This window comes from Thalassoglobus neptunius (genome assembly GCF_007859735.1).
In the GTDB taxonomy this organism is placed as follows: Bacteria; Planctomycetota; Planctomycetia; order Planctomycetales; family Planctomycetaceae; genus Thalassoglobus; species Thalassoglobus neptunius.
The window spans coordinates 1-5,038 of record NZ_SIHI01000102.1; the positions used below are offsets into that span (position 1 = coordinate 1).

Genomic DNA, 5,038 nt, shown 5'->3' on the forward strand with positions numbered 1-5,038 from the left:
ATTCAGGACTGGCGGATGACTTACAACCACCGCCGTCCGCACAGCTCTCTTGGAGGGTTGACGCCTGCCGAATTTTCGACTCAGTGTGCTTCCGTTCCAGAGAAGGTTCCGCCTACGGCTCCACCTTCTCCTCCACTCCAGCACACTGACTTACTTACCTAACCCCAACTCTCATAAGCCTGGTTCAAACTTCGGGGGCATTTCAGCACGTCGACAACGCTGAAGAACGCTCGAAACAGCAAATTACAGGAAGATCGCATTTCGATTCATATCGGAAATTTCACAGATAGTTGACACTGCGAGATGGCATTGTACAGATGACATTGAGAGTGATCGTTCAATCGATGAGCAGCCACCGGATTGAACAACAGCAACGAACGAAACAACAGGGATTGGAGTAAGCATGGACGCCGGGAATGCGTTGTTGGAAATCGAAGGCCTCAAGACCTATTTCGAAACCAAAAGTGAAACGGTTCGAGCTGTTGAAGATCTGACCCTGACTCTAAAAACGGGGGAAACGCTCGGGCTGGTCGGAGAATCGGGTTCGGGAAAGTCCGTCACATCGTTGACGATCATGCGGCTGCTTCCTGATCGAGTCGCCCGAATTGCGGGGGGGCGGATCTCGTACCTCGGGAAGGATCTCGTCAAACTCACTGATTCAGCTATGCAGGAGATTCGTGGAAGCGAAATCAGCATGATCTTTCAGGAGCCGGGGACGAGCCTCAATCCTGTCTTTCGGGTGGGGCGTCAGGTGACCGAAGGGATTCTCCGGCATCAGGGAGGAAGCTATCAGGAAGCTCGAAAGCGAACGATTGAGTTGTTCGACGAGGTCGGGATTCCCGATCCCGAGCGGCGATTTTCGAGCTTCCCGCACGAAATGTCTGGTGGTCAGAAACAGCGCGTCATGATTGCGATGGCGCTGGCTTGTAATCCGGAAGTTCTGATTGCCGATGAGCCGACGACAGCACTTGACGTGACGATTCAGAAGCAGATTCTCGATCTCCTTCGCAAATTGCGTGATGAGCGAGGAATGTCAATTCTGTTTATCACTCATGATCTCGGGGTGATTGCGGAAATTGCTGATGAAGTCGCTGTCATGTTCCGCGGAAGATTGGTCGAGCAGGGAACGGTCGAACAGATATTTTCCGATCCGAAACATCCCTACACAAAGGGGCTTCTCGCCTGCCGCCCTCGGCTGGAATCGACGTTCCGGCGCTTGCCCACCGTGAGCGATTTCATGTTGGCGAACAAACAGCCCGACGGAAGCTATGAGATCACTGAAAAGGAAATGTCCGAAAAGGAGATCGAGCAGCTTTCCATGACCGGTCGCGGACGATTGTTGCATCCGGAGTCAGAACTCGCTGCGATGGGCCATCCGCTCGAATCGCTGCATCGCTCATCAGACACAACGACAGTTGCCGAAGATCAAGATCCGCTTCTGAAGATCGAAAATCTGAAGGTCTATTATCCGATTCGAAGCGGCGTCTTTCAGCGTGTTACAGATCACGTGAAAGCGGTCGACGGAGTCAGCCTGAAGGTCTTTCCGGGGCAAACGCTTGGGCTCGTAGGCGAATCGGGATGCGGGAAAACCACAACGGGGAGGGCGATTGTCAAACTCGCCAATATCACGGACGGGAAAATCTTCTTCGATGGAACAGATGTCACCACTCTGCGCGGACGGGAACTGAGGAAGTTTCGCAGTCGCGTACAGATTATCTTTCAGGATCCGTACAGCTCGCTGAATCCAAGAATGACCGTAGAAGCGATGCTCACTGAGGCAATGATGCTTCACGGGATTCTGGACACAAAGCTGGAGCGGAGACGACGTGCTGCCGAACTTCTCGAAGAAGTTGGTTTGGAGATGGCTCACCTGCGGCGGTATCCGCATGAATTCTCAGGTGGTCAGCGGCAACGGATCAGCATTGCCCGAGCCCTCGCAGTTCGTGCGGAATTTATCATTTGTGACGAGTCTGTCTCCGCTCTCGATGTTTCTGTGCAAGCTCAAGTCTTGAATCTTTTGAAAGACCTGCAGGAGCAACACAATCTGACCTATGTCTTCATCAGCCACGACCTCAGCGTCGTCAAATTCATGGCAGACATGATGGCAGTAATGAACGAAGGTAAGATTGTCGAGTTCGGTCCGAGTGAAGCGATCTACGAAGATCCGCAGCAGGATTACACGAAGCGATTGATTTCGTCGATTCCGAGCGATTCACTCGATCTGATTCGCGAACGAGTCCGAGGACGCAAAAAACGTCGTTCTGAAAACTCATAAGACTCGACCGTTGTCTCGTGAGCGTCCGCGCCTGACTCATGCGTCGATTGCTGCCAGTTTGATCGCTGTGAAGTCGATGGAAGGTGCTGGTGATTCAGCAGAGTTTCTCGCAAGCGAACCCACATTCCTCCGAAGAAACGACATCGGGCGAGGCGAGAGCGATCATTGGCATGGTCGAACGATTTTAACGACACGATGTAAAGGCGATTTCATGCACTTAGAACTGACGTTCGGAAACGATCTGCTTCATCTCCCCAGTGTGCGTGCGTTCGCGAATACGTCGCTTCAACAGCTTCCACTTGATGAAAAATCCATTGAAGCCTTCAACGTGATTGTCGAGGCTGCTACTGAAAATGCCGTCGTGCAAGCTTACCCGCCTGGGACATCGGGAATGGTGACGCTGTCGATTGTTGAACTTCACGGCAAACTCGAAGTTGCGGTCAGAGATTACGGAATGCCGAGAGATGTCGAGGCGCTTGAAGAGGAACTTCAGTCTGCTGGCCAAAACGCGAGAAGTCGAATTGCAGCCCTCGCGGCCGAAGTGGCGGATGAAGTGCATTGGATTGCTTACGGTCGAGATGGAAAAGCTTTGCGAATCGTTAAGTGGTTGCACGATGATCATGTGACCGCAACTTCTTCTGCTGAGAGGATTGAAAGGTTCGCCGATGAACCACCTGTCGCACCGGAGCAGTCCTATACGTTTCGGCGAATGAGGGACGACGAAGCCGACAAGTTTCGCAGCTGATGTATCGAACGTACGGAAATACGTACTTCAACGAAGACGTTTATTATCCTGCACGCATCGCTGCCGAGAACGCGCGGGGGACTGTTCTTTCCTTCGTTGCGGTTGACGAAAACGGACATATTGCCGGTCACTACGCATTGGAACGCAATCAAAAAGGCCCGGTTGCCGAAGGGGGACAAGCAGTCGTTGACCCTGCTCACCGTGGGCGCGGGCTATTGGATCGGATGAAGAAAGCGGCACTGGAAGAAGCGGCGCGACTGAATTTAATCGTTTGGTACGCAGACGCAGTCACAGTCCACACGTTTACTCAAAAATCGAACGCCGCTCACGGCGGGCATCTTACCGCCGTTGATCTGGCGATTTCCCCGAAGAAAGAGCACTTCGATGCAGCGAGCGATCAAGCGCAACGTGTCACATGCCTGCTCTTTTTCCACTGGCTGACAGCTCCGTTTCGAGGACAATTTTCGTCCCCGCCCATCATCAACTAATCGTCCGTGGGATCTATCAACAGCTCGAGTGTCCGATCGACTTTGGTGAGTCCGTGGTCCCGGATGGTCTAGGAAGGCTGGCTGTGAAAGTCGATTCGGGAGCTGCACGTGCGGATATCTCAGTCGATGCCATCGGGGCGAATACTGCGGAACTCATCAGGCGGGCTCGCCGTGAACTTGTTGAGCGGGATCATGTTGAGGTTGTGTATGTCGAAGTGCCTCTTGCAAACGCCGCCTCTCCACATCTCATCGAGGAGTTAGAAGTTGACGGATTCGGGTTCCTCGGAATCGCTCCGCATTTTGCGGAAGAGGGGGACTTGCTCCGCATGGCTTATCTGGTTGAACCGGTCGATCGTTCCGCAATTCACTTGCTTGAAGATGTTGCTGGTGAGTTGGTGGACTACGTCTTGAGTGAGCAGAGCCGAGTTCGCGCGAAACTCTTATAATCGCGACGCAATTTCATTGAAGCTCATGTTAATTGGAACTCACAGCTTGAAATTATGCTTTCGATTCTGGTGGAGCTTCGATTTTGGAAGTGCAGTGCGGGCAGCGTGACGCACGATAGGGAATCGTGGAGCGACAGTATTGACACTTCTTCTCCGTCGGTTCTCCAGGTTGCGGTGGTTCTTCTCCCATCATCTGATCGAGCCCTTCATCGAGTCGATTGAAGCCCCGGATCAGTGCGAACATCACAACTGCCACAATAAAGAGCGTGAGGCAAGAGTTTAAAAACTCACCATAATCAAGAGTGACGACTCCTGCTTCCTGAGCTGCCTGAAGTGACTGAAAGCCTTCTTCGGGAGACGTGACGTGATCGGGAACGCTGAGGACGATAAATTTATCGCTAAAGTCAACTCCTCCCAGAATCATTCCGACCGGTGGCATGATAATGTTGTCTACCAGCGATCTGACAACAGATGTAAACGCGGAACCGACTGTAAATCCAATCGCCAGGTCCACCATGTTTCCGCGAAGTGCGAACTTCTTAAATTCATCGATAATCGGAAGCATCGAAGTGATCCTTTCAAAATTGTGTCGTTGATCGCAGCTGCAGTGATGATCGTCTTCCTCAACGAATTACTGAGTTTCGTGCGGGCGAAGTTGTTCAGCCAAAACAAGAAAGCGTCACTCAGAATCACCGGCAAAGGAAAGCTGGCGAAATCTCAGTGACGCTTGGGATCACCGTGGCTGTTGTAGCGGAATCGAAGAGTCTCACGTGAATGAGAGTCGGAATCGAGTTTGTCGAATTACGAGCCACGCTGTGATTGTTGTGTTGAAAGGAGAAGTAAGTTTGCTGTGTTGAAAACAAATCACAGGTTTTGATCGTGGGCTAACGCCTCAGGGCGTAGGCGAGGACTTTGAGGGCGGCTTCGACGAACAGGGCTTTCTCGCTTCTGGCTGAGAGTGCGGCACCTGTGGTTCGCTTCAATCCGCTCATGAATGATTCCACAAGCCAGCGTCTGCCGTATCCTTTTGTTTCGAGTTCTGTCCTGGTCATCTGTGAGCGGTACTCGCCATTCAGCTTACCGT

6 protein-coding genes and 1 pseudogene are annotated in these 5,038 nt (G+C 52.2%); 5 read left to right on the forward strand and 2 right to left on the reverse strand.

Going from position 1 to position 5,038, the window contains the following annotated elements; translation table 11 throughout:
* The 5 genes from KOR42_RS28040 (at nucleotide 1) to KOR42_RS25670 (ending at nucleotide 3,954) form a co-directional block, all read left to right on the forward strand.
* Entirely contained in the window at nucleotides 1–162 is a 162-nt protein-coding gene (locus KOR42_RS28040) for an integrase core domain-containing protein (RefSeq protein WP_390620856.1), read from the forward strand.
* 241 nt (nucleotides 163–403) lie between these two features.
* Nucleotides 404–2,275: an ABC transporter ATP-binding protein gene (locus tag KOR42_RS25655; RefSeq protein ID WP_146512655.1), complete on the forward strand. Its 1,872-nt coding sequence runs from the start codon at nucleotides 404–406 to the stop codon at nucleotides 2,273–2,275.
* Between the two features lie 10 nt (nucleotides 2,276–2,285).
* Nucleotides 2,286–3,020: an ATP-binding protein gene (locus tag KOR42_RS25660; RefSeq protein ID WP_146512656.1), complete on the forward strand. Its 735-nt coding sequence runs from the start codon at nucleotides 2,286–2,288 to the stop codon at nucleotides 3,018–3,020.
* Nucleotides 3,020–3,508: a GNAT family N-acetyltransferase gene (locus KOR42_RS25665; RefSeq protein ID WP_146512657.1), complete on the forward strand. Its 489-nt coding sequence runs from the start codon at nucleotides 3,020–3,022 to the stop codon at nucleotides 3,506–3,508. Before KOR42_RS25660 ends, KOR42_RS25665 begins: the two co-directional genes overlap by 1 nt.
* Complete coding sequence (locus KOR42_RS25670; RefSeq protein ID WP_231741136.1) at nucleotides 3,436–3,954, forward strand: hypothetical protein; 519 nt, start codon at nucleotides 3,436–3,438, stop codon at nucleotides 3,952–3,954. The genes KOR42_RS25665 and KOR42_RS25670 overlap by 73 nt, the downstream gene beginning before the upstream one ends.
* A 52-nt stretch (nucleotides 3,955–4,006) precedes the next feature.
* Here KOR42_RS25670 and mscL read toward each other — a convergent pair whose 3' ends face one another.
* Together mscL and KOR42_RS25680 are read right to left on the reverse strand one after the other, a co-directional pair.
* Complete coding sequence (gene mscL / locus KOR42_RS25675; RefSeq protein ID WP_146512659.1) at nucleotides 4,007–4,519, reverse strand: large conductance mechanosensitive channel protein MscL; 513 nt, start codon at nucleotides 4,517–4,519, stop codon at nucleotides 4,007–4,009.
* Between the two features lie 319 nt (nucleotides 4,520–4,838).
* A pseudogene (locus KOR42_RS25680) lies at nucleotides 4,839–5,038 on the reverse strand (hypothetical protein); the annotation flags it as partial.